Genomic DNA, 20,727 nt, shown 5'->3' with positions numbered 1-20,727 from the left:
CAACCAAGCACCGGCAGCAGCGCTCCGCGCAAATCGCCAAAGACGAAAGCAGCAGAACAATGGCACTCAGCCCCGCAATGATGGCGCTCGTTAAGGGCGCCAAGAACCGCTACACGCGGAACACCTCCAAGTTCGTCAAGCTCAAAGAGGGCAAGACCCGCGTTCGCCTGATCGCGACCGAGGAGAAATTCTGGCAGGACCTCGGCGTCCACTGGATCAAGACCGAGCAGAACGGCAAGCCCGTCGCTGTCGTCGGCTGCCACGATCTGGTGAAGGACGAGGCCTGCCCGATCTGCGCCGCGATCGACAAGGCGATGAAGGCCGCGACCGACGACGACACCGTCAAGCTCGTCAAGGAGTGGACCACCCGCAAGTCGGTGCTGGTGAAGGCGATCATCCACGATGGCGCCGACGCGAGCCCCGATCCGCAGATCCTCGAGCTCACCCCGTCGACCTTCGGCACCATCGTGTCGATGATCGAGGAATACGGCTCCGAGGTGGATCCGCTGTCCCCGACCGAGGGCATGGACTTCGTCATCACTCGCTCGGGCAAGGGTCTAGACACCCGCTACGAGCCGATGCCGGCGCTCAAGTCCCAGCCGCTCACGAAGGACCAGATCACGAAGGCCAAGGAGATCAACCTCCTCGAGGCCATCGAGAAGGAGTTCTTCCGCGGCGACGAGCAGAAGGCGCTCAACGCCATCGGCCAGGCCACCGGCATCTCGCTCGCCATCGCGCCCCCGAAGCGCGCTGCCGGCCTGCTGACCGGCGCGGTCGTCGCCGAGGAGCCCGAGGAGGTCGCCGCCCCGGCGCCCCGCCCTGCCGCGAAGCCCGCTGCCCGCCCGGCCGCGGCCGTCGAGGAGGTCGAGGAGGCCGATGTGGTCGAGGAGAAGCCCGCCCCGAAGGCGGTCTCGACCGGCGCCGAGTTCGGGTCCGACGTGCCGGACGCCGAGCTGGACGGTCTGCTCGACGAGCTGGACGGCGTCTGAGCCTCGCAACGGGAGGGCGCACGCGCCCTCTCCTCCACCTGGGCGGCAGCTTCACCCGGCTGCCGCCCATAACCTGTCAGCGAGGCTCTGATGGCCGAGAATTGGCTTCCTGTTGTTGGCTACGAGGACCTCTACGAGGTCTCGGACATGGGTCGGGTGCGCAAGCCCGCTCGCGTCGATAGCCGCGGCCGGAAGGCAGGCGGTCATTGCCTACGCCAGCAGGTGAGCCCCAAGGGCTACCTCCGGGTCTGCCTCTCGAAGGAAGGCGAGCACCGGCACCACAGCGTTCACACGCTCGTGCTGACCGCGTTCGTCGGACCGAAGCCGGAAGGGCACAAGGGGCTGCACGGCAACCGGGGCAGCGGCTGCAACGAGCTTCCGAACCTCCGCTGGGGCACGCCCTGGGAGAACAACCAGGACCGAAAGCGGATGGGCACGCTGCCGATCGGCGAACGGCATCCGGGCGCGAGCATCACGGATGAGGTCGCCCGCAAGATCAAGGTCCGGCTCGCGGGCCATCCGACATCTCTGAAGGTCGCAAAGGAGTTTGGGGTGACGAAGGCGGTAGTCGACGCGATCCGGCAGGGTCGCACCTGGAGGCACGTATGAAGCACCGGGGCCATCTGCTCATCGACGTGAATAACATCGGTTTTGCTGCCACTTCGACCAAGGTCCTCAAGGTTGGGGAGCAGGAGACGCAGGGGGTTCTAGGGACAATTCGCGCCATCAGGATGATGGTCGCGACCTATCCCCAACTGCGCCCGCTTCTGCTCTGGGACGGCGATAGCTGGCGGAAGAAGGAAATCGAGGGCTACAAGGGCTCGCGCGACGCCAAGCCCGTGACCAAGAACGACGAGAAGGTCGCCCATGTGCGCGCCTCCTGGCGTTCGCAGCGGCCCCTGGTCAACCGGATCATGAAGGCCTGCGGCGTGCCGCAGCTCTCGGCCGCCAACCTCGAGGCCGACGACTTCGCCGGCATCCTGGTGAAGCGCTACACGCCCGACATCGCGGCCGGCGCCAAGATCCTGATGATCTCCGGCGACAAGGACTGGCTCCAGCTCGTCCAACCCGGCGTCGCCTGGCACGCGCCCGTCCAGCAGAAGCGTGTGACCCACTCCAACTTCTCGGAGAAGGTCGGCTACATGAAGCAGAAGCGGACCAAGCAGGCCGACGGCTCCGTCCTGGTCGAGGACATCGAGTGGCGCGGCTGCCCGAGCCCGCAGGCCTATCTCGAGGCGAAGGCCCTGATGGGCGACGTCTCGGACGAGATCCCGGGCGTGGGCGGCATCGGCGAGATCGGCGCCTTCGACCTGGTGCGCAAGTTCGGCACCGTGCGCGGGTTCTTCGAGGCGGTCGAGATCCACAAGGTCGACGTGCCCAAGAAGCTCGCCGACTTCTGCTCCGAGAAGGAGAAGCGGGAGATCTTCTACCGCAACCTGCGCATCATGGACCTGATGCACAACGACATCCCCGCGCCCGTGCGGCCGAAGCTCACCAAGCCCGAGTTCAACCCGGACGCGGTGCGCGAGCAGTGCGAGGCGCTTGTCTTCAACTCCCTCCTCTCGGACCTGGACGGCTGGCTCGAGCCGTTCTGCGCGCTGAGTGGAGTCAGCACTGACTTGAGGGCCGCAGCATGAGCATACCGAAGAAGAAGGCGCCGCGGCCGAATACCCCGCAGCAGAACCTGGAGGCCGGCGTTGGCGCCGTCACCCGCTCGATCACCGCCCTGGTGAAGCTGATCGAGCGCAGCGGCGAGAAGCTGACGGCCGAGGACGTCGTGAAGGCCTTCAGCTTCATCGGCGTCGCCAATGCCGCCGGGCAGACGAAGGCGCTGGCCGCGGTGCAGGCGGCGAGCCTCACGAGCTTCTCCCTCGACCGGGCGATCCCGGCGATCGGCGGCGTGCAGCTCGCCACGGCGCCCGCGCCCGTGGTGCCCGGCGCCCCGATCGGCGCGAGCCCGGCGCCGGCGCGCCCCGCGGGCCGCCCGTCCGTGGATGAGCTCGGCGGCCGGTTCTGCCGCGACGTGCGCGACGCGGCCAAGCGCACCCCGGGCAACGACCGCGGCCTGATCGTGTCGGGCTCGGGCGGCAGTGAAGACGTCGGCTTCGTCGATGACGACGAGGCCTCGGAAACCGAAGAGGAGTGAGCACAATGGCATCGGCAGCAGACATCGCGAAGGCGCTCGAGGGCCTGGTCGGCGGCAACGACGACGAGGCGACCGTCACCCAGTTCCTCGACACCGGCTACGCGCCGCTGAACTACGCCCTGTCCTCGCGCTGGGACGGTGGCTTCCCCGTCGGGCGCCAGGTCGAGGTGGCCGGTCCGTCGACCTCGGGCAAGACGGCCATCGCGACGCGCGCCATGATCGCCGCGCAGCGCGCCGGCGGCTTCGCCGGGTTCATGGACCACGAGCGATCGTTCTCGGGCGTGCTCGCCCAGCGGATCGGCCTCGACACCACGCCCGGCCGGTTCCTCTACAAGAAGCCGCGCACCTTCGAGGACAGCCTCACGATCATGGTGCGGGCGGCCGAGCTGATCCGCGCCAAGAAGCTGATCGCGCCCGAGGCGCCCATCTGCTTCGTGGCCGACTCCCTCGCTTCGATGGTCCCCCAGTCCGCGCTGATCGACATGAAGACCGGCAAGGACAAGGACATGACCGACCGGAACATGAACGACAACACGGCGCTCGCCCGCGCCACGTCGGCTCACCTCCCGGCGTTCAACCTCTACATCGAGGAGCTCGGTGTCTGCGCGATCTTCACCAACCAGATCCGCATGAAGATCGGCGTCATGTATGGTGATCCCCGGAAGACCCCGGGCGGCGAGGCGCCCTACTTCTACGACAGCCAGAAGCTGATGCTCGGCGCCGCGGCCAAGATCCAGAAGGGCAAGGGCGAGGACGCCGAGGTCCTGGGCGTCGAGGTCTCGGGTGTGGTCGCCAAGAACAAGGTCGCCCGGCCGTTCCTGCGCGCCACCTGGCGCTTCATGTTCCAGCCCGACGGCTTCGGGAAGTTCGACGTCGAGCGCTCGCTGATCGAGTTCCTGGTCAAGGAGAAGCTGATGCCCGAGGGCCGGCCTGGCTTCGTGGTCTGGGACGGCAAGCAGATCGCCAAGGAGGCGCTCGCCCGCAAGATCGAGGCGGCCGGTGCCCTCGAGGAGCTGCACGCGCTGCTGCCCAAAGCCTACGAGCCGCCGGTGGTCGGGGAGGTCGAACTCACCGGCGAGACCGAAGCGGCCCCGATCGCCGAAGCCGCATGAGCTCGATGCGGCGCCTCATCGTCGGTTGAGGCGCCCATCGCACTTTCACCCCGACTCGCGCGACGCTACGTTTCTACCCAGAAGGGAAACTGTGTCGTGCGTGTCATCTCCGTTTGGAACCCCTATGCGTCGCTCCTGGTGCATGGGCACAAGCTCGTCGAAACCCGGGGCTTCCCCGCGCCCAAAGCTCTGATCGGTCAGCGGATCGGCATCGCGTCGACCAAGATCGTCCGTCCCGAGCAGCGCGACGCGATGAAGGACCCGGTCTTCGCCCGCTACTACTTCGAGACCAACCTCCCGCGGGACATCGAGGCGCTGCCGAACGGCTACCTCCTCGGCACCGTGCTGCTGCACTCGTGCGAGCCGATCAGCGAGGAGGACCTCGAGGACGTGACGGAGGAGGAGAAGGTCTACGGCTGGTGGACGGAAGGGCGCTACGCCTGGCGCGTCCGTGAGCCCGAAGCCTTCGACGATCCGGTGCCAGTCCGGGGCGCGCAGGGCATTTGGACCCTGCCCGATGCAACTGTCATCCCCTTCTCCCGCGGCATCGCTGCCTGATCGTTACGCCAAAAGCCCAGCAAGCCACATAAGGCCGACGACTGTTCCGCCGATCAATATGATCGCGGCCCATAGCCCTATCACACGCCGGAAATCATATAAAAATGCGCCAGCCGCATAGATTACGGCCATAAAACCTACCGTTATCACTAATGACCAAACCCAGGACTGGAAAAAATTCGGGTTTGTGAATTGGCCGGCGCCTCCGATCCACCAGAAACAAGACGCCGGGAACAAAGCGACAACACAACAGATCAAGAAAAAACGGATCATTCGATGAATTCGTCCCGTGTCACGCTACTGGAGAAGGTCAAGAAGGGCCACAGGCTCTACGGTGGCATCTACCTGATGCCGGACGGGCGCAAGGTCTACCTCGCCTACCGGCACCGCAAGGAGATTTTCCGATCGGGCGAGAGCTATATCTCGGACGCAGTGCGCGAGGGCAACGCCGCCTGGGCGCTCGATGACGCCACCCTCCTGATGCTGCGCGCCCGCAAGATCGAGTTCGCGGGCGTGCTGCTCAAGGACACCGGCGACAAGTGGCTGATCCGCACGGAGATCTTCTTCGACCGGGACAAGGCCAGCGCGAAGAACTACTCCGGCCGCGGCGGCGCGCTCCAGCGCTACCTGCCCATGCAGCACTTCGCGTTCCGCCGCGCGCCCGTGAAAATGCCAAAGCGCTAAATTATTTCTTGGAAGTTCGCGCCCGCAACCGATCTCTCATATCTCTCATCTTAGCAGTTCTTCGGTCCAGCGCGGCATCTTGGTCTTTAAGGTCGACTATCGAAAGCATTATAGCATCCGTGGCTTCATCAAATACCGATTGAGCAAGATCTGCGTTGCTCATCAAATTGTCTATCGCCGAACAATAAGCATGCCCCTTCCTTTTTGAAGGATGTAAATTGCAGATGCGCTCACAGATAAAACGTGCGGCCATTGCAATTTGGAAGCGGAATGGTTTCCAAACCGGAAGCATCCTTTTGGTCCGAAACATAAATTCAAGTCTATATCCTATATATGCAGCCGTATAATATGAGTATATCTCTTCGTTAGGAATAAATATACTTTTGCCGATCAAAGGTATGAGATCTTTGTAATACCTACCAACCTGGTTTGGAGACTCGATAAAAACTGACGCATACAATTTTAACAACGAGTCCTTAGTTACTATTCGAACTTTTTCGATTCCCGAAACTGAATTATATTGGCCGGGCCTGCGCTCATAGAATAGTCGCTGATCTCCAGACTTCGATTCAAATAATATCTCAATGGATTTGTGGATCGGATCGAGACCCCAGAAACTATCCTGCTCAACCTTATTCTGCTGGTTCGACGCAATTATAACCTGCCTGGTAACCTCTTCATCTTCTGTGGCTATAATTTTAACGGGAATGGCTATAGAGTGCTGCTCACTCTCTGCATTGGCCGCTATCACATGGCTAGTTTGACATCCATTTACAACTTGAAAATCTTCTAACGTAAACTGTGACCCGACGCGTTGAAGTTTTCTCGCAACAATGGTGATACCATTGTTGCGAAGAGGGAATTCGATACTGGAGTCCGAATTCAAGGTTTCGGCAATAGATACATTTACAGGCGTATTTCCCTGAAAATCTCTAATGTTGTCGAAGAAAAGCCGCCGCCGAACGGAGCCGTCCTCGTCACAGATCATTTTGAGATATTCACCTATCGTTATTAACCCGATATACGACTCCCTGACGTTCGGTATGTCCGGAAGAGACAGACTCTGCGGAAAATTGATACTCGCCTTGAAGGCATTCTTCGTTCTAAAATACAATTTCTGAACGCGAGATGCGTCTAACGGCGTGAAATTTATTCCTGCAAACATGTGCAGCGCTTCAGCCTGAGCGAGAAACCCATCTCGAATAGCGCACAAGTTTTTATCGTTTTGCCAACTGCCAGTTGTTGCGTAGTATAGACTGATCTTCGGCAAGCCTCGCACGAACTTCGATGCAAACTGATAGATTTTGTTCTTTATACCCTGCAGCTCCAAGATCTTTTCATTTTGCACAAATGATGCGTCAGTTTTGAAAAAATCTAGAACGGCGTGGAAAAATTTCGCCATATCGCCCGAGTCGAAAAACGAGCTACTTTTAGACTGCATGAACAAAAACTGAACTTGCAACACCGCAGAAGCAGCTAATATATCGTCAAGCTGCTCCTCATCATCAACAATTACGTCGTTGACTATGATGGCAATACCATCTAGTCCAAATTCACCTTCGCCGGTTGATACGACATTGAAGTCAAATTCTTCAGGATAGATGTCTGAGACGACGATATAATTAATGAAAGACTCGAATTGAGATGCCTGGTTCTGCTTCTCAATTTTTTGACTTTCAGCAAATTCGCGCAGCAGACTTTGAGTCACTACGTCCACGCTGGACTCCGATTATTTCCGTATGAAGGCTACCCGCGACCGTAGGGTAGTATGAAATTTTTGCCTGAGGGGCATCATCTCCGATCAAAAGCCAACGTCAAGTAGCTATAGTTTGCTGACTAGCGCCCGAATGACGCGCGCAACCTTGGCGTATCAATGACTTACGGCCTCCTCTCCGACATCCACGCGCACGCCTGGTCGGCCTTCTCGACCCGGCTGCCGTGCGGCCGCAACTCGCGGCTCCAGATCATCGTGGACGAGCTGAAGCGCGCGGCCGCGGACACCCGCGACGTCGGCGGCGACCTGCTGGTGTTCGGCGGCGACCTCTTCCACACCCGCGGCTCGCTCGACCCGGAGGTGTTCAACCCCGTCACGGAGGGGATCAAGGAGCTGCTCGCCGACGGCTTCCGCATCGTCGCGATCCCGGGCAACCACGACCTCAAGTCGAACGAGACCACGGAGCTCGGCAACGCCTTCCAGTCGCTCAAGGGCACGCAGGGCTTCGGCATCATCACGCAGCCGAAGCTCCTGGACAGCCTGCCGCTGGCGATGGTGCCGTGGATCCCGAAGCTCGACGACCTCAAGGCCGTGCTCGAGGCGCTCGCGGATGAGGCGGTGCGTCGCGGCAGCCTGGGGCAGACCGACCTGGTGATGCACGCGGGCATCGACGGTGTCCTGTCGGGCATGCCGGCGCACGGGCTGACGCCCGACTTCCTGGCCAAGCTCGGCTTCCGGCGCGTGTTCGCCGGCCACTACCATCACCACTGCTCGTTCGAGGACGGCAAGGTCTGGTCGATCGGCGCGACGACGCACCAGACGGCCAGCGACATCGGCACCAAGGCCGGCTTCCTGCTGGTGGACGATGCCGGCGTCGCCTACCGCGCCAGCCGGGCGCCCGAGTTCGTCGAGGTCTCAGACGAGACCGACCCGGACGAGATCCCGAACGTGGTCGACGGCAACTACGTCCGGGTGCGCGGGCTCAAGCTCTCCGAGGCCGACGAGGTCAATCTGCGCGAGGAGCTGATCCGGCTCGGCGCCAAGGGCGTCGTCATGAACGTGGAGCGGCAGACCGCGAGCGCCCGGGCCTCGACGTCGTCGGTGAAGGCCAAGAGCCTCGAGGCTTCGGTGGCCGACTACATCGAGCGCCAGGCCTCGCCGCACATGGACGCCGTGAAGACCCGGGCCGCGGCGATCATCTCGGCTGTGCGCGCCGCCACTGAATAAGCCGCGAACAACCCGAGATCGTCTCGCTATATTCGTCTGAGCAACAACGAGCGCGAGGGCAAAATGAGCCAGTATTTCAAGATCACTTACGTCCGCAAGCAAGTCATCACTGACTATTTGCCCGGCGGCGCGACCCGCGAGGTCACGCGCGAGATCGAGGAGACGATCGGCGGCCTGCCCGGCTCAACGGTCGCGAACTACCGCCGGGTGCTGGGCGACCAAATCCGTCGCGTCGAGGCCGAGGCGATGGAGCCGAGCGTGGCGCACAAGGGCCGGCGTCCGTCCGCAGGCGACCGGCAGGCGTTCGGCTTAGGGACGGCGCCCGAGGGCTACGCTCCGAGCCCGGAGCGCGGCACGTCCATCCACACCGGCAAGGTGCCGGCGGCCGCCGAGACCGAGAACGACCCCTTCGGCGTCTCCTACGCCGACATCGTCAATGCGATGGTCGAGAAGGCAGCCTGATGTTCCTCGTCACGGACCTCACGATCAAGCCCGAGGCCGACGACGTCGAGCGTGGATGGATTGGCGTCGAGTCCGTCGTCCACCTGGGCGCCGAGGCTGCCATCGCAGACCTGATCGGGCGCGTCCGCTTCTCCCTCGGCTACGAGCTCGACACGGAGCTCGGCCAGGGCGAGCCGGCGCTCGCGGTCCAGGCTGAGCGGATGATCGCGCTCTGGAAGAAGCACCAGCTCAGCAACGGTCATGGCGCGGCAACCCTGCGCATCGACACCCGCGACTTCCAGCACCTCCTGATCCCCGTCGCGCACCCGAGGGCGGCCTCATGAAAATCCTCGACGTCGAGATCGAGAACTTCCTCACCCTGGCGAGCGCCCGGGTCGGCATGTCCGACCGGGGCTTGGTGCTCGTGCAGGGCGAGAACCAGGCCGACACGTCGGCCGACTCCAACGGCGCCGGCAAGAGCTCCTTCGCCGACGCCGTCTTCTGGTGCCTCTACGGCGAGACCAGCCGTGGCATCTCGGGCGACGACGTCATCAACTGGGCTGCCAAGAAGGGCACCCGGGTCGCGACCCGGATCCAGGAAGGCGACCTCACCTACACGATCGCCCGGCACCGCAAGCACAAGGCCGGCAAGAACGCCCTGCGCGTCCTGCTGCTCGACGCGGCCGGCGACACCCACGACCTGACGAAGGGCACCGACAAGCTCACGCAGGCCCTGGTGATCGAGATCCTCGGCGCCTCGCGCGAGGTGTTCATCTCGGCCGTTCTCGCGGGTCAGGACCAGATGCCGGACCTGCCCGGCATGACCGACAAGAACCTGAAGGTGATCGTCGAGGAGGCCGCCGGCACGACCGTGCTGGAGAAGGGCCACAAGGTCGCCCTGACCCAGTTCCGGGGAGCGGAGACCGCCTGCGCGTCGGCGAACCTCGTGCTGACCGGCGCCGGCTCGCTGCTCGACGGCGCGCGTGCCCAGGTGGTGGCGTGCGACGGTGAGCTGACCGAATGGGAGCATGCGCGTAAGCTCGAAATCGCCCAGATGACCGACAAAGTCCGCACGATCGTCGCGGAGGTGAAGGCGGCCCGGGCCGAGCTCACCAAGACCGACAAGGCGGCCCTGGGGGCGCAGCTCGCCGACGCCTTCGCCCGGCTCAACGGCCTGGCCGGCGAGCAGACCGAGGAGCGCCGGCTGGTGCAGGAGCTCGCCCAGGCCCAGCGCCTGGTGGACGCGCATCAGCACTCCATCGAGACGATCTCGGCCCGGGCGCGCCGGCTCAAGGCGGCGCACGACGAGATGGATCACCAGGTCGGCTGCCCGTGCGGCACCTGCGCCAAGCCCTACACGGCCGACGACATCGCCCCGGCCAAGGAGAAGGCCGCGGCCGACCTGCGCGCTGAGCTGCTGACGCTGCGCGACGTGAAGCGCGATCACGCGAGCGCATCAGAAGCGCTCACAGTCGCGCGCACAGCGCTGGAAACGCATCGCGCGAGCATGACTGACGCGAGCGCGACGAACACGCTCAGCGCTCAGCTACGCGCATCCATCGCGGCCTACGACCGGGAGGCCGACCGCATCGACGCCCAGGCCGCACAGGCGCGCCAGGAGTCCGACCGGATCAAGGCGCTCATGGCGAAGCCCAACCCGCACGCGGCGTCGAAGGCCCGGGCAGAGGCGCGGGTCGTCGAGTGCGAGACGGCCGTGCTCGAGGCCCAGAAGAAGCACGCGGCGGCGATCAGCGAGTGCGAGATCGCCGAGGAGGTCTGCAAGGTGTTCGCGCCGGCCGGCGCCCGGGCCGAGATGCTCGACGAGGTGACGCCCTACCTCAACGCCCAGACGGCGAAGTATCTGGGAACGCTCTCGGACGGCAACATCCAGGCGACCTGGTCGACGCTCACCCGCAACAAGGCCGGCGAGCTGAAGGAGAAGTTCGCCATCGAGGTGGACCACGCGCTGGGCGGGACCCGGTTCGCGGCGATCTCGGGCGGCGAGCAGCGCAAGGTCCGCATCGCGGCAGCTCTCGCGCTCCAGGACCTGGTCGCGTCCCGGGCCTCGAAGCCGATCCCGCTATTCGTGGGCGACGAGATCGACAACGCCCTCGATCCAGCCGGCGTCGAGAGGCTCACCATGATCCTTCAGGAGAAGGCCCGCGAGCGCGGAACCGTCTTCATTATCAGCCACAGCGACCTGAAGGATTGGGTGCCACAGGTGATGAAGGTCACGAAGACCGGGCGCGGGACGTCCACCATCGAGGAGATTTTCGCCTGAGCAACAAGAAAGTTGGTTAGCGCGGGGCTTAAATACCTTAGCTATGTCAGCTAAGGTGGCGAATTGCCGTCAGATCCCATTTCAGGCAACCCAAGACGCAGCGTAGCAGGCATAGCGCATGAGCAGTCATTATGGCTGGAAGGTCGGTCAACCACTACCAAAACTTGGCGCACACAGCTTGGCCAAGCATCAGGTTTTTGCAGATTATACCCGCAAATATCTGCACATATTGTCGCCGATGCTCCAGAAAACGGAACTGCGGCTAACAATAGTCGATGGTTTTTGCGGCGGCGGCGCTTATGATTTAAACGGAACGGTCACCGCCGGGTCGCCACTAATTTTACTTCGAGCAGTCAAAGCAGCAGAGATCGAACTTGCCAACGCCAGACAGCACGGATTTACTATTCATTGCGATTTCTATTTCGTGGATAGAAAAGTAAATCACACCGCTTTCCTGATGGAAGAGATCCAAAAATCTGAGTTCTCAGAGCGCATAGGCCGAGATATACATATAATCACGGGTGATTTTGATGAAAAAGCCCCTGAAATTGTCGCGGCAATCAAAGCTAAGGGGCGCAGTCAAAGGTCTCTGTTTTTTCTGGATCAATATGGGTGGAGCGCAGTTTCGTTCGAAACGGTGCGCGGGTTATTCAGAGAACTCGCCAATCCAGAGGTATTGATCACCTTTTCCGTCGACACGCTCATCAACTATCTGACCGATCAGACTTCAAAAATGCGAGCTGGTCAGCGTATCGAACTAAGCCCTTTGCTGGGTGAAGCTCTCAAGGACATGCGCACAGAGAGAGCACAGAGAGCGGTGATTCAAGGATTTCTGTATAAACACATCATAGATCGCACCGGTGCCGCCTTTTATACCCCGTTTTTTATAAGATCGCCGCAGAGCCGATGGTCTTATTGGCTGATACATCTATCTATGCATGCCCGCGCTCGGGATGAGATGGCGCGTCGACATTGGGATTTATCCAATACTTTTTCGCACCCGGGTAAATCTGGATTCAATGCCCTAGGATACGATCCAAGTATAGACAATAATCAGCTCAGTTTGGAATTCGATTTTGGCACAAATGCACGGATCGACTCTGTTAACGCTGCCGTCGAGCAACTTCCCCGGATGATCAACGACGGTTCTGCAGGAGACAGCACGCCCGTGTCGCTCTCTGAACTTTTCGTTGCACACTGCAACGAAACGCCGCTAACGATGAGCTTAGTCTCCGAAGCCGTCGTGCGCCTCCGAGACGAATATAACGAGATAGAAATATTTGACTCAGAGGGCCGCCTACGCCCACGAGCGACAAAACTCAGCAATCTTGACCGTGTTCGCGCAAAGAAACAGCAGAACTTTCTAAGAACTCTGTATCGACCGCGAAATATTTAGCAATCAGAACTTTGTTTGTCCGAAATCGTGAGTCCCTCCTTAAGTGTGGAGAGGAGGCGCTCCCGTGCAAGAAGCGCTTTTTCATGCCCCGAAGCTGCCGCATCGAACCAAATCCAAAGCGTTTCGGTTTCCAGTAATTCTTGAAATTTAAAATGAGTGGGGCACAGCGCAAAAGCTACTTTCCACGTATCTTGACCTGCCTGTGCTCTTAGTTTTGATTCCGCCGTCTTCGCGATAGCAAACAATCCGGCTCGGTTCGGTGGTGCAAGCGGGAGTTGTGCGATTTGGATATACCCCCCTGCCCAATGTCGACGGCTTAATCTCTCACCGCCGCGCTTATGAGAACCAAGATCGCACCCAACGCTCATCAATTGCGAAGCTTCGCTGGCAAGCATCGCCAGGATTTCGCGCAATCCTTGGCTTTCTAACGCCTCCGGAATTCGATTAATTTGTTCTGGCTTGCCACGAAGATCCGTAAACCCGTGATTGCGGCGCACATCATCAAACAACGGCGGATAAGGAACGGTGTTCCCACGTTCGCTGGGATAGCTGACAATCAAGGGCATTGCTGAAAATTGCTGCCGCTCTAGCTATGCTACTGCGCGAGGAAGGCCGTCCCATGTTTGACCTTCCAACGTTCGGCCAGCGACCTTTTTGCCTACTCTCAACATAGTAGTCCCATCATCGGCACGCGCGCTACGCACCCGCGCCAAACTGATACCCTGACCTGGGGCCCAGTCACCCCACTGTTTGAAATGAAATGGAATATCTGCCGCCATGCAGAGATTCATCAGGTCCCTAAACCATGACGGGCTAGAGGGCCGCGCGTGTGGCCCACTTTCGCCGCCAGTTATCACCCAATCGATGCTATCTTTCCAAGCCGTCAGATCTAGCGGTCCGAGTAGCGGCTCAGCAGAAATAAACCGCACTGCCGCCGGAATTTTTGCGAGCTCAGGCATCCGCTTGTCAGCCCAGGTTTGGTTTTCGACAGTAGTCCCAAGCCAAACATGAGATGGCCATTCGCTAGCCCACGGAACTTTTTTAAGCACCAGATCGGGTCGCTTAGTTAGTAGCAACCAGTTCAGACTTGGTGTTGCTTCAATCAGCCGCCACAGTCGTTCGCGCCAGGCATCTAGATCGTCTCGATCCTCAAATACGTCCGCCATCGAGGCGCAGAAAACGCGAGCTCGGACTCCGGTCCGCAAAGCTTCGGCGTTCCACCTAAGCGGCTCGTCCCAGTGCTTATCTCCAAAAAATCGGCGCGGTGTTTCTATACCCCAGACACCGGCCCCTAATCGCTTCGCCCAAGCCTCTGCATAGCAATGCTTGCACGCTGGAGACATTTTCACACATCCCCACCATGGGTTGAAGGTGTGTGTGGTCCATTCGATACGAGAATTTTTGGCCATCCGGCGCTCTGAGTCCCACAAGCCGCGCATCCGTTCCGGATCCGTTCACGTTAGCATAACCTTGCTAGATGAGGAAGTTAGGGCTCAGACGCCCTCAGATCGGCAGGATCGCAGTCAGAGCCTCGGATCAGCCTCGCATTTCTTCATCAAAGACCGGGCATCAAGCGCTATAGAGTGTATGTCAGCACTTACTTCACGGATCGGAGATGTCTCAGCAACCCGATACGACCGATGGCCATCTGCTCAAGGCCATCGCCAACGCCTGCGACGGCCGGATCATCCAGATCCCGGCGCCGATGGCTGTCGCGGCCATCTACCCGGACCGCTCGCCGCCCTTCAAGACGATCAAGCTCAAGGGCACCGAGGAGTTCTTGCTCGCCGGCGCCCGGATCGGGAACCGGCAGCCGGTCATCCTCAAGCTGACCCCGATGGACGCGGTCGACTACGAGGCGATTGAGCTGGAGAGCAACAAGGTCACGCAGTTCGAGGCGCTCGATAAGCACCTGGTCGATCACCTCGGCGGCTACTTCAACCTGCTGCTGGACGAGGCTGGCGCTGACGGGCTCGACGCCCCGTTCATCTCCTCGGGTCACTCGTTCAACGGCGCGATCGTCATCTTCCGGCGCGAGGTCGAGCCGCTGCTGGGACGCATCAAGGCGAACCGCCTGGCCGAGGCCGAGCGGGACGCGGCGCTCGCCTACGCCGACAACGACGACTGGGGGACTTGGTAGCCCCCTCCCCTTCCACCAACGGAGGCCCCGCGTGGGCATGTGAGCATGAAGATCCCGATCCTGACGAACGACCCGAGCTTCACGTCCTGGGGCATGGCCCGGATGCTGCTCGACACCGACACGCTGGAGCTCGAGCTCCAGGAGCTGGTGCTCGTGAAGACGAAGAAGACCACGGAGAAGCGCGTCCGGGTGTCCTCGGACAAGCTGGAGCGGGCCGAGACCCTGTCCCGGGCCTTCCTCAAGATGGCGCAGGGCGTGAACGCGATCTTCTCCGAGGTGCCCTCGGGCGCGCAGGACGCGAACTCGGCCAACGCCTTCGGCATCGTCGTCGGCATCCTGGCCGCGGCCCCGATCCCGATCACGCAGGTGATGCCGCTCGAGACCAAGGAGGCCACGGGGCTCGGCAAGAACGCCACCAAGGCCGAGATCATCGAGTGGGCCTTCGCCAAGTATCCGCACCCGACCTGGCTCCGGGCCCGAGGCAAGGCGGACGGGCCGCTGGTCGCCGACAACGAACACCTCGCCGACGCCATCGCGGTGGCCGAAGCCGGGGTGCTCACCGACGAATTTCGCCGTTCCCTGTCACTTATGCGCCGAGCTTCATAAGCGGCTTCGCTTGTCCAGTCTGATAAGTCAGCACTGACTTCCCTACACTCTCCAACCCCGCAATCGAGATCGACGAAAATGGCAGGCCTTTTCCCCGAGTCGCTGACCCCGGCTCGCTCCTACTTCCCCGGCATGGGGCAGGCGGTCGCCGACCGCACCGTGAACCGCAAGATCCAGAAGCCCTACACGGCGGAAGCCGTCGTCACCTTCAAGATCCCCCGCGACGACAGCACCTCGCTCGACAGCCAGGTCGCTGCCTACGCCAAGAGCCAGGGTTACGGGCTCGCCGACTACCACGTCGACCAGGGTGACGACGTCACCGTGTCCGGCTGGTTCATCCCGCCCTACACGATCCAGACCGAGGAATGGGCGGACGTCGCCTACCGGGTCGCCGTCGGCAACGCCTCGCTTGATCCGCGCCTGCGCCCGGCCGGCATGGATCCGGTCGACGCGATGTTCGACGCCGGCACCAACAAGGTGTTCACCGACGAGTTCGGCCGCATGCACCATCACCTGCGGCAGGCCTCGCTGCTCATGAGCGGCCGGCACCTCCAGCACGGCGACGCCACCCAGCGCGACCGCAACATGGAGGTGTTCACGAACTGCTCGACCAGCGCGACCACGTTCCTGCTGTTCTACCTGCTGCTCAACGGCTCCGGCGTCGGCCGCGACTACTCGGACGCCATGATCCGGGCCGACCTCAACCAGATGCCCATCGTGGTGCCGGTCATCGACTGGAACCATGCGGACGTCGGCAAGGGCCTGATCCAGGGCTACCTGACGGAGCGCGACGCGCGCCACCTCTACGCCGGGCGCACGATCACCACCTTCAAGGTGCCGGACTCCCGTGAGGGCTGGGCCAAGGCCGTCGAGATCATCGAGCGCTTCGCGTTCGAGGGACGCCGGGAAGAGGTCCTGATCCTGGACTTCACCGACGTGCGCCCGAACGGCGCGCCGATCGCCGGCATGCAGGGCCGGCCGGCCTCTGGCCCGGGCCCGCTGATGGGCGCCATCAAGTCGATCGCCCAGGTTCGCGACGCCGGTATGGCCCCGTGGCGCGCGGCCCTCTACGCCGACCACTACGCCGCTGAGTGCGTGCTCGTGGGCGGCGCCCGGCGCGCGGCGCGCATGGCCACGAAGTTCTGGAAGGACCGCACGGTCCTGGACTTCATCGCGGTCAAGCGCGGCGGCTTCCTCTGGAGCTCGAACAACTCGGTCACGATCGACGAGGAGTTCCGGTCTGCGGTGCGCAAGCTGCACCAGCTCGCCGGCGGCTACGAGGGCGAGGGTCTCAACCTGCGCCTCAACCTGCTTCAGCTCTCGGGGCAGATCACCGACGACGAGGCGCACGCCTACCGGGTGCTGCGCGCGGCCGCCCACGCCGCCTACCATGACGGCACGGGTGAGCCGGGCTTCATCAACCAGGACAAGCTGACCTCGAAGCCGGAAGGCCTGGACGCCTACCTCGACGGCCTGATCGCCGAGAGCGCCAAGTTCAAGCTCGACGTCGAGACCCTGCCGCTGATGAAGTCGCTGGTCGAGGCCTGCGCGGCGCTCGGCTGGCCGATGATTACGAACCCGTGCGGGGAGATCTGCCTCCTGATGCTCGGGGCCTACTGCGTGATCGCGGACGTGGTGCCCTTCCACGCATCGAGCGACGACGACGCCGAGGACGCCTTCCGCACGGCCGTGCGGGCGCTGATCCGGACGAACACGATGGACAGCCTCTACTCGCGCGAGGTGAAGCGGACCAACCGCATCGGCGTCGGCATGACGGGCTTCCACGAGTGGGCCTACGACCGCTTCGGCTTCACCTGGCACGACCTGGTCGACGAGGAGAAGTCCAAGGCGCTGTGGCTGACGGTGAGCCGGTTCAAGCGGGCCGTGGTCGACGAGGCGCGCCGGTTCTCGGAGCTGCTCGGCGTCACCGTCCCGCACACGGACACGACGTTCAAGCCGGCCGGCACCACCTCGAAGCTGTTCGGGCTCACGGAAGGGGCGCACCTGCCCTCGATGCGCGAGTTCCTGCGCTGGGTGCAGTTCCGCAACGACGACCCGCTGGTGAAGGTCTACGAGGAGAAGGGCTACCCGGTCCGGCGCCTCAAGAGCTACTCCGGCACGACCATCGTCGGGTTCCCGACCAAGCCCGCGATCTGCGAGCTGGGCGACGGGCAGTGGGTGGTCACGGCCGCCGAGGCGACGCCCGAGGAGCAGTATCAGTTCCTGCGGCTCCTCGAGAAGTATTGGCTCACGGGTGTCGAGGAAGACGGCGTCACCCCGCTGTCGACCGAGAGCGGCAACCAGATCTCCTACACGCTCAAGTATGATCCGAAGGAGGTCTCCTACGGCCAGTTCCTCGAGACGCTGATCGAGGGCCAGTTCTCGATCCGCTGCTGCTCGGTGATGCCCCAGAGCGATGTCACAGCATACGAATATCAACCCGAACAGCCGCTCCCCAAGGTCGAGTTCGAGAAGATCGTGGCTGCCCTCAAGCTCGCCGGCAACGACAACGTCAAGGAGGAGATCGGCTTCGAGCACGTCGACTGCAGCACGGGCGGCTGCCCGGTCGACTTCAACGAGGAGAAGGCCGCCTGATGGCGACGATGGAGTGCCGCCTGCGGATCCGCCAGCGATGGTGGGTCCGCCCCTACATCGCCCTGGCGCGTTTCAACGCGAGCCTCGGCATCCCGGTGGACCCCGACCGCCTGGTCGAGACCATCCTCAAGCACGGGATCAGCTACGAACTGGTTTGAAACCAGAGTCTCACGGTCCAAGCCGTGAGGCTTAATTTCGACACTCGTTTGTTGCCGATGCTGCCAAATCTGATCGCCTCGTCTGATTGGACGGAAAAACAATGAGCTATGTTCCGGCAATTTTATTCGCATTCACAATCATCGCGCTTCTAATTATCCGCCTATACACACCGCTAAGGCAAGCGAGTGTTTTTGATATCGCAATTGTTAAAGCATCATGGAACACATCGGAGGTTTCAGGCGCGCCCAAAAACCCGCCGCCTGACACCATTGAAACCAACATCGACGGCACCGAATATGTATATCACCTGGAAGACAAGAAGCCTCCTGCAAAGACGAAGCGGCCCTCGCGCGATGATGTAAAATTCAACGCAACGTTTGTAAAAAATGTAATGCAGCCGCTGGTTAGTCTTATCGTGCTAGCCGTGGCCTTCTGGATCATACTATCAGATATTTATGACGCAGAACACAAACAGTGGGCCTACGGTGCGATTGGCACCGTAGTTGGATTTTGGATCAAGGGCTGAATTGCAAGCACGGGATCAGCTACGAGCTGGTCTGACGATAGAGGCTCCGCAGAGATGCGGGGCCTTTTTCGTATCATCTCTTGTGGCTTGGATAGATTTCGACAGTGTAAGGACCTTTCATGTAGCCCTTTGTGGGCAGACCGGTTCCTGAGATTCGCAGTCGTCCGGTTCCTTCGTCAAATTCATAGACCTGATAAAGCGGGTTGAAGAGCAAATGATAATCATTCGTCCTTAACTGACCGGATCCAATCAACTCAACCTCCTGATCGGGGTTGATTTTGACATCGGTCAAAAAATCGCGTGGCTCGCCTCCACACGAGATGCCAACTTCGGCTTCAAATAGCTCGAAGCGTTCTACCTGCTGGCTTCCGCGCTCGCTGGTTTCCCAATAATTACAGAATGCTTTAACCGCATCACGGCTCCGTATTTGAACAGGCTCTGCTTGCCTTACGGGCGCTGGCTGTGCTGGCTGCACCGGCCTCCTTGGCATCTTGGACTCCAGGTTCGTCGTTGGCCGAGCGACGATAGCGCTCAGTTCCTGAGAAAACCCGAACTGCGCGCGCTATGGATGATAAGTCAGCACTGACCCACCTGATATGCAGCTTGTTGGTCGGGTTCTTCTTCAGGCACGGGGTGCGGGTAGATCTCGCCTAAACGACTGACACGGCGGGGTAAAGGGCGTAGCTGAGCGCCCATTGAGGATGACTAGCAGGGTGTAACCGTTTCGCAAGAGCCAATGGAACCTAAAGGCAGATCGTCTGACGTCCCGTTGGGGCATATACCTCAAATTGAGCCTTGCTTAGGACTGAAATCAGTGATCTCCATATGTCGCCATCTGAGAATGGGGGTCACTACAATGAAGCGAGCTTCTCTCATCACCGCGACGGTGTTTGCTTTGGTTTCGAGCTTCCCGGCTTTGGCAGAGATTTCGTCCGCGCCGAAGAGCAAATGGACCTTAGCTCAGTCCTGCTCGTCTGAGAGTCAAAATATCTGCAATAGTCGCAACAATAGCTGCCAACAGCGTGCTGGAAACAATAAGGCGATGCAGACATCTTGTTGCGTTGAGTATAAATCCTGCTTGATGCAGCGCGGATGCGACTCTTCGAGCATTAGCTGTATCAGTTATTAACTGCGAAGGCCCCGGGGCTCGCGCTCTGGGGCTCTCCTTAGAAGGTGTCGGCGCAAGCCGCGAAAAAACCCGAGGGTCGTGCGCTATATGAGATAAGTCAGTGATGACACAGCGCCTTGGTAGGGAGGACCAGGCTATGACCATGCGCTTTTGCACCTGCTGCAAGACGGACCAGCCGATCGGCCGCTTCAACGTCGTGCGCGGCCAGCCTCACGGCCACTGCCGGACGTGCAAGACCAACTACAACCGCCAGCAGCGCCGCGCCGCCGGGGTGAAGCCAAAATCAACCGGCCCGATCGTCGATGGCAAGAAGATTTGCAGCGCGTGTCTGACGGCGAAGCCGCTGGCAGACTTCGCGCTTCTCAAGTCCGGCCGCGGTGGCGTCGCCGGCGCGTGCAAGGCTTGTCACACGACCACCGAGAAGGCCCGGCGCGCTGCACAGGGAATCCCGGTCAAGAACCTCTCGCGGATCGAGGGTGACAACAAGCTGTGCGTGACCTGCCAGGAGATGAAGCCCCTCGGGGACTTCTCGCCGAGCGCACGCGGTCTGGGAGGGTGCTCGGCGAACTGCAAGCCGTGCCACAACCTCCGCTACCGGGCGCCCAAAGAGCGGGCGCGCGAGGTGACGGCAAAGCATCGCGCGCGTCACCTGGAGCGGGTGCGGGCGCGCCAGCGGATCTACCAGTTCGAGCGCAACAAGAGCGTGCGGGCGACGGCCGATGGCACCGTCACCGACGAGTTCATGAAGGCGCTCTACGACACCGAGGACTGCGCCTACTGCCTCCGGTTCACCGAGCGGGATCGACGCACCGCGGACCACGCGACACCTCTGGCACGAGGCGGCGCCCACAGCGCCGACAACCTCGTGATGGCCTGTCATCCCTGTAATTCGGCCAAGCGAAATCGGACTGGCGAAGAGTTCCTGGAGATCATAGATGCTACGCTCTGCAGTGATAATTGAGGACAGCGTTTCGCCGCAGGGCGAGCGACTAACGACAGTGCTGTTGAGCTACAGCCGCTTTGT

The 20,727-nt window shown here is 61.4% G+C and carries 22 protein-coding genes; 18 read left to right on the top strand and 4 right to left on the bottom strand.

What is annotated here, in order from left to right; translation table 11 throughout:
- Positions 1-59: 59 nt before the first annotated feature.
- The 7 genes from J3A75_RS33365 to J3A75_RS33335 all read left to right on the top strand — a co-directional run bounded on the left by J3A75_RS33365 (position 60) and on the right by J3A75_RS33335 (position 5,489).
- Positions 60-989, top strand: a complete 930-nt coding sequence (locus J3A75_RS33365; protein WP_209651166.1) for a hypothetical protein — start codon at positions 60-62, stop codon at positions 987-989.
- A gap of 90 nt (positions 990-1,079) precedes the next feature.
- Positions 1,080-1,598, top strand: coding sequence for an NUMOD4 domain-containing protein (locus tag J3A75_RS33360; RefSeq protein WP_209651165.1), 519 nt, complete (start codon positions 1,080-1,082; stop codon positions 1,596-1,598).
- Complete coding sequence (locus tag J3A75_RS33355; RefSeq protein WP_209651164.1) at positions 1,595-2,626, top strand: 5'-3' exonuclease H3TH domain-containing protein; 1,032 nt, start codon at positions 1,595-1,597, stop codon at positions 2,624-2,626. The genes J3A75_RS33360 and J3A75_RS33355 overlap by 4 nt, the downstream gene beginning before the upstream one ends.
- A complete protein-coding gene (locus tag J3A75_RS33350) occupies positions 2,623-3,135 on the top strand; it encodes a hypothetical protein (protein ID WP_209651163.1) in 513 nt (170 codons plus the stop codon). The genes J3A75_RS33355 and J3A75_RS33350 overlap by 4 nt, the downstream gene beginning before the upstream one ends.
- 5 nt (positions 3,136-3,140) lie before the next feature.
- Positions 3,141-4,247 carry a hypothetical protein gene (locus J3A75_RS33345; RefSeq protein ID WP_209651162.1) on the top strand — a complete coding sequence of 369 codons (1,107 nt, stop codon included), beginning with the start codon at positions 3,141-3,143 and terminating at the stop codon, positions 4,245-4,247.
- Between the two features lie 96 nt (positions 4,248-4,343).
- Complete coding sequence (locus J3A75_RS33340; RefSeq protein ID WP_209651161.1) at positions 4,344-4,805, top strand: ASCH domain-containing protein; 462 nt, start codon at positions 4,344-4,346, stop codon at positions 4,803-4,805.
- A 276-nt stretch (positions 4,806-5,081) separates the two neighbouring features.
- The gene (locus J3A75_RS33335) at positions 5,082-5,489 is read left to right on the top strand and encodes a hypothetical protein (RefSeq protein WP_209651160.1); all 408 of its coding nucleotides are present in this window, start codon (positions 5,082-5,084) and stop codon (positions 5,487-5,489) included.
- A 1-nt stretch (position 5,490) separates the two neighbouring features.
- On the opposite strand, the gene J3A75_RS37310 is transcribed toward J3A75_RS33335, so the two are convergent.
- Positions 5,491-7,206, bottom strand: a complete 1,716-nt coding sequence (locus J3A75_RS37310) for an AIPR family protein (protein WP_209651159.1) — start codon at positions 7,204-7,206, stop codon at positions 5,491-5,493.
- Positions 7,207-7,362: 156 nt separating this feature from the next.
- Between J3A75_RS37310 and J3A75_RS33325 the strand changes: the two genes are divergently transcribed.
- The 5 genes from J3A75_RS33325 (at position 7,363) to J3A75_RS33305 (ending at position 12,548) form a co-directional block, all read left to right on the top strand.
- On the top strand, positions 7,363-8,430 hold the full coding sequence (locus J3A75_RS33325) for a metallophosphoesterase (RefSeq protein ID WP_209651158.1): 1,068 nt from the start codon (positions 7,363-7,365) through the stop codon (positions 8,428-8,430).
- 63 nt (positions 8,431-8,493) lie between these two features.
- Positions 8,494-8,892: a hypothetical protein gene (locus J3A75_RS33320; protein ID WP_209651157.1), complete on the top strand. Its 399-nt coding sequence runs from the start codon at positions 8,494-8,496 to the stop codon at positions 8,890-8,892.
- The gene (locus tag J3A75_RS33315) at positions 8,892-9,215 is read left to right on the top strand and encodes a hypothetical protein (protein ID WP_209651156.1); all 324 of its coding nucleotides are present in this window, start codon (positions 8,892-8,894) and stop codon (positions 9,213-9,215) included. The genes J3A75_RS33320 and J3A75_RS33315 overlap by 1 nt, the downstream gene beginning before the upstream one ends.
- Positions 9,212-11,152, top strand: coding sequence for an AAA family ATPase (locus J3A75_RS33310; protein WP_209651155.1), 1,941 nt, complete (start codon positions 9,212-9,214; stop codon positions 11,150-11,152). The genes J3A75_RS33315 and J3A75_RS33310 overlap by 4 nt, the downstream gene beginning before the upstream one ends.
- 118 nt (positions 11,153-11,270) lie before the next feature.
- Entirely contained in the window at positions 11,271-12,548 is a 1,278-nt protein-coding gene (locus J3A75_RS33305; RefSeq protein ID WP_209651154.1) for a three-Cys-motif partner protein TcmP, read from the top strand.
- On the opposite strand, the gene J3A75_RS33300 is transcribed toward J3A75_RS33305, so the two are convergent.
- On the bottom strand, positions 12,545-13,114 hold the full coding sequence (locus J3A75_RS33300) for a hypothetical protein (RefSeq protein WP_209651153.1): 570 nt from the start codon (positions 13,112-13,114) through the stop codon (positions 12,545-12,547). The genes J3A75_RS33305 and J3A75_RS33300 overlap by 4 nt on opposite strands.
- Positions 13,115-13,138: 24 nt before the next feature.
- The gene (locus tag J3A75_RS33295; RefSeq protein ID WP_209651152.1) at positions 13,139-13,957 is read right to left on the bottom strand and encodes a DUF5131 family protein; all 819 of its coding nucleotides are present in this window, start codon (positions 13,955-13,957) and stop codon (positions 13,139-13,141) included.
- A gap of 206 nt (positions 13,958-14,163) precedes the next feature.
- On the opposite strand from J3A75_RS33295, the gene J3A75_RS33290 reads away from it, so the two are divergent.
- From J3A75_RS33290 to J3A75_RS33270, 5 genes are all read left to right on the top strand, one after another.
- Positions 14,164-14,688 (top strand): hypothetical protein, encoded by a 525-nt coding sequence (locus tag J3A75_RS33290; RefSeq protein WP_209651151.1) that lies wholly within the window; start codon positions 14,164-14,166, stop codon positions 14,686-14,688.
- A 45-nt stretch (positions 14,689-14,733) separates the two neighbouring features.
- Positions 14,734-15,294, top strand: coding sequence for a hypothetical protein (locus J3A75_RS33285; RefSeq protein ID WP_209651150.1), 561 nt, complete (start codon positions 14,734-14,736; stop codon positions 15,292-15,294).
- A gap of 78 nt (positions 15,295-15,372) precedes the next feature.
- Positions 15,373-17,889, top strand: coding sequence for a ribonucleoside-diphosphate reductase (locus tag J3A75_RS33280; protein ID WP_209651149.1), 2,517 nt, complete (start codon positions 15,373-15,375; stop codon positions 17,887-17,889).
- On the top strand, positions 17,889-18,047 hold the full coding sequence (locus J3A75_RS33275) for a hypothetical protein (protein ID WP_209651148.1): 159 nt from the start codon (positions 17,889-17,891) through the stop codon (positions 18,045-18,047). The genes J3A75_RS33280 and J3A75_RS33275 overlap by 1 nt, the downstream gene beginning before the upstream one ends.
- A gap of 101 nt (positions 18,048-18,148) precedes the next feature.
- Positions 18,149-18,574 (top strand): hypothetical protein, encoded by a 426-nt coding sequence (locus tag J3A75_RS33270; RefSeq protein ID WP_209651147.1) that lies wholly within the window; start codon positions 18,149-18,151, stop codon positions 18,572-18,574.
- 73 nt (positions 18,575-18,647) lie between these two features.
- On the opposite strand, the gene J3A75_RS33265 is transcribed toward J3A75_RS33270, so the two are convergent.
- Positions 18,648-19,049, bottom strand: coding sequence for a hypothetical protein (locus J3A75_RS33265; RefSeq protein WP_209651146.1), 402 nt, complete (start codon positions 19,047-19,049; stop codon positions 18,648-18,650).
- A 790-nt stretch (positions 19,050-19,839) separates the two neighbouring features.
- Here J3A75_RS33265 and J3A75_RS33260 point away from each other — a divergent pair.
- Complete coding sequence (locus J3A75_RS33260) at positions 19,840-20,664, top strand: HNH endonuclease (protein ID WP_209651145.1); 825 nt, start codon at positions 19,840-19,842, stop codon at positions 20,662-20,664.
- Positions 20,665-20,727 lie beyond the last annotated feature (63 nt).

The organism is Methylobacterium sp. PvP105, assembly GCF_017876975.1.
In the GTDB taxonomy this organism is placed as follows: domain Bacteria; phylum Pseudomonadota; class Alphaproteobacteria; order Rhizobiales; family Beijerinckiaceae; genus Methylobacterium; species Methylobacterium radiotolerans.
The sequence above is the reverse complement of the archived record's forward strand: the minus strand, read 5'-3'. Positions and strand labels throughout refer to the sequence as shown.

Excerpts from the sequence above, each read along its gene's own strand:
- J3A75_RS33310 (WP_209651155.1), top strand. The coding sequence starts at position 9,212 with ATGAAAATCCTCGACGTCGAGATCGAGAACTTCCTCACCCTGGCGAGC.
- J3A75_RS33290 (WP_209651151.1), top strand. The coding sequence starts at position 14,164 with ATGTCTCAGCAACCCGATACGACCGATGGCCATCTGCTCAAGGCCATC.
- J3A75_RS33300 (WP_209651153.1), bottom strand. The coding sequence starts at position 13,114 with ATGCCCTTGATTGTCAGCTATCCCAGCGAACGTGGGAACACCGTTCCT.
- J3A75_RS33305 (WP_209651154.1), top strand. The coding sequence starts at position 11,271 with ATGAGCAGTCATTATGGCTGGAAGGTCGGTCAACCACTACCAAAACTT.
- J3A75_RS33280 (WP_209651149.1), top strand. The coding sequence starts at position 15,373 with ATGGCAGGCCTTTTCCCCGAGTCGCTGACCCCGGCTCGCTCCTACTTC.
- J3A75_RS33335 (WP_209651160.1), top strand. The coding sequence starts at position 5,082 with ATGAATTCGTCCCGTGTCACGCTACTGGAGAAGGTCAAGAAGGGCCAC.
- J3A75_RS33355 (WP_209651164.1), top strand. The coding sequence starts at position 1,595 with ATGAAGCACCGGGGCCATCTGCTCATCGACGTGAATAACATCGGTTTT.
- J3A75_RS33260 (WP_209651145.1), top strand. The coding sequence starts at position 19,840 with ATGACCATGCGCTTTTGCACCTGCTGCAAGACGGACCAGCCGATCGGC.
- J3A75_RS33315 (WP_209651156.1), top strand. The coding sequence starts at position 8,892 with ATGTTCCTCGTCACGGACCTCACGATCAAGCCCGAGGCCGACGACGTC.
- J3A75_RS33285 (WP_209651150.1), top strand. The coding sequence starts at position 14,734 with ATGAAGATCCCGATCCTGACGAACGACCCGAGCTTCACGTCCTGGGGC.
- J3A75_RS33325 (WP_209651158.1), top strand. The coding sequence starts at position 7,363 with ATGACTTACGGCCTCCTCTCCGACATCCACGCGCACGCCTGGTCGGCC.
- J3A75_RS33360 (WP_209651165.1), top strand. The coding sequence starts at position 1,080 with ATGGCCGAGAATTGGCTTCCTGTTGTTGGCTACGAGGACCTCTACGAG.
- J3A75_RS33350 (WP_209651163.1), top strand. The coding sequence starts at position 2,623 with ATGAGCATACCGAAGAAGAAGGCGCCGCGGCCGAATACCCCGCAGCAG.
- J3A75_RS33345 (WP_209651162.1), top strand. The coding sequence starts at position 3,141 with ATGGCATCGGCAGCAGACATCGCGAAGGCGCTCGAGGGCCTGGTCGGC.
- J3A75_RS33365 (WP_209651166.1), top strand. The coding sequence starts at position 60 with ATGGCACTCAGCCCCGCAATGATGGCGCTCGTTAAGGGCGCCAAGAAC.
- J3A75_RS33275 (WP_209651148.1), top strand. The coding sequence starts at position 17,889 with ATGGCGACGATGGAGTGCCGCCTGCGGATCCGCCAGCGATGGTGGGTC.
- J3A75_RS33270 (WP_209651147.1), top strand. The coding sequence starts at position 18,149 with ATGAGCTATGTTCCGGCAATTTTATTCGCATTCACAATCATCGCGCTT.
- J3A75_RS33295 (WP_209651152.1), bottom strand. The coding sequence starts at position 13,957 with ATGGCCAAAAATTCTCGTATCGAATGGACCACACACACCTTCAACCCA.
- J3A75_RS33320 (WP_209651157.1), top strand. The coding sequence starts at position 8,494 with ATGAGCCAGTATTTCAAGATCACTTACGTCCGCAAGCAAGTCATCACT.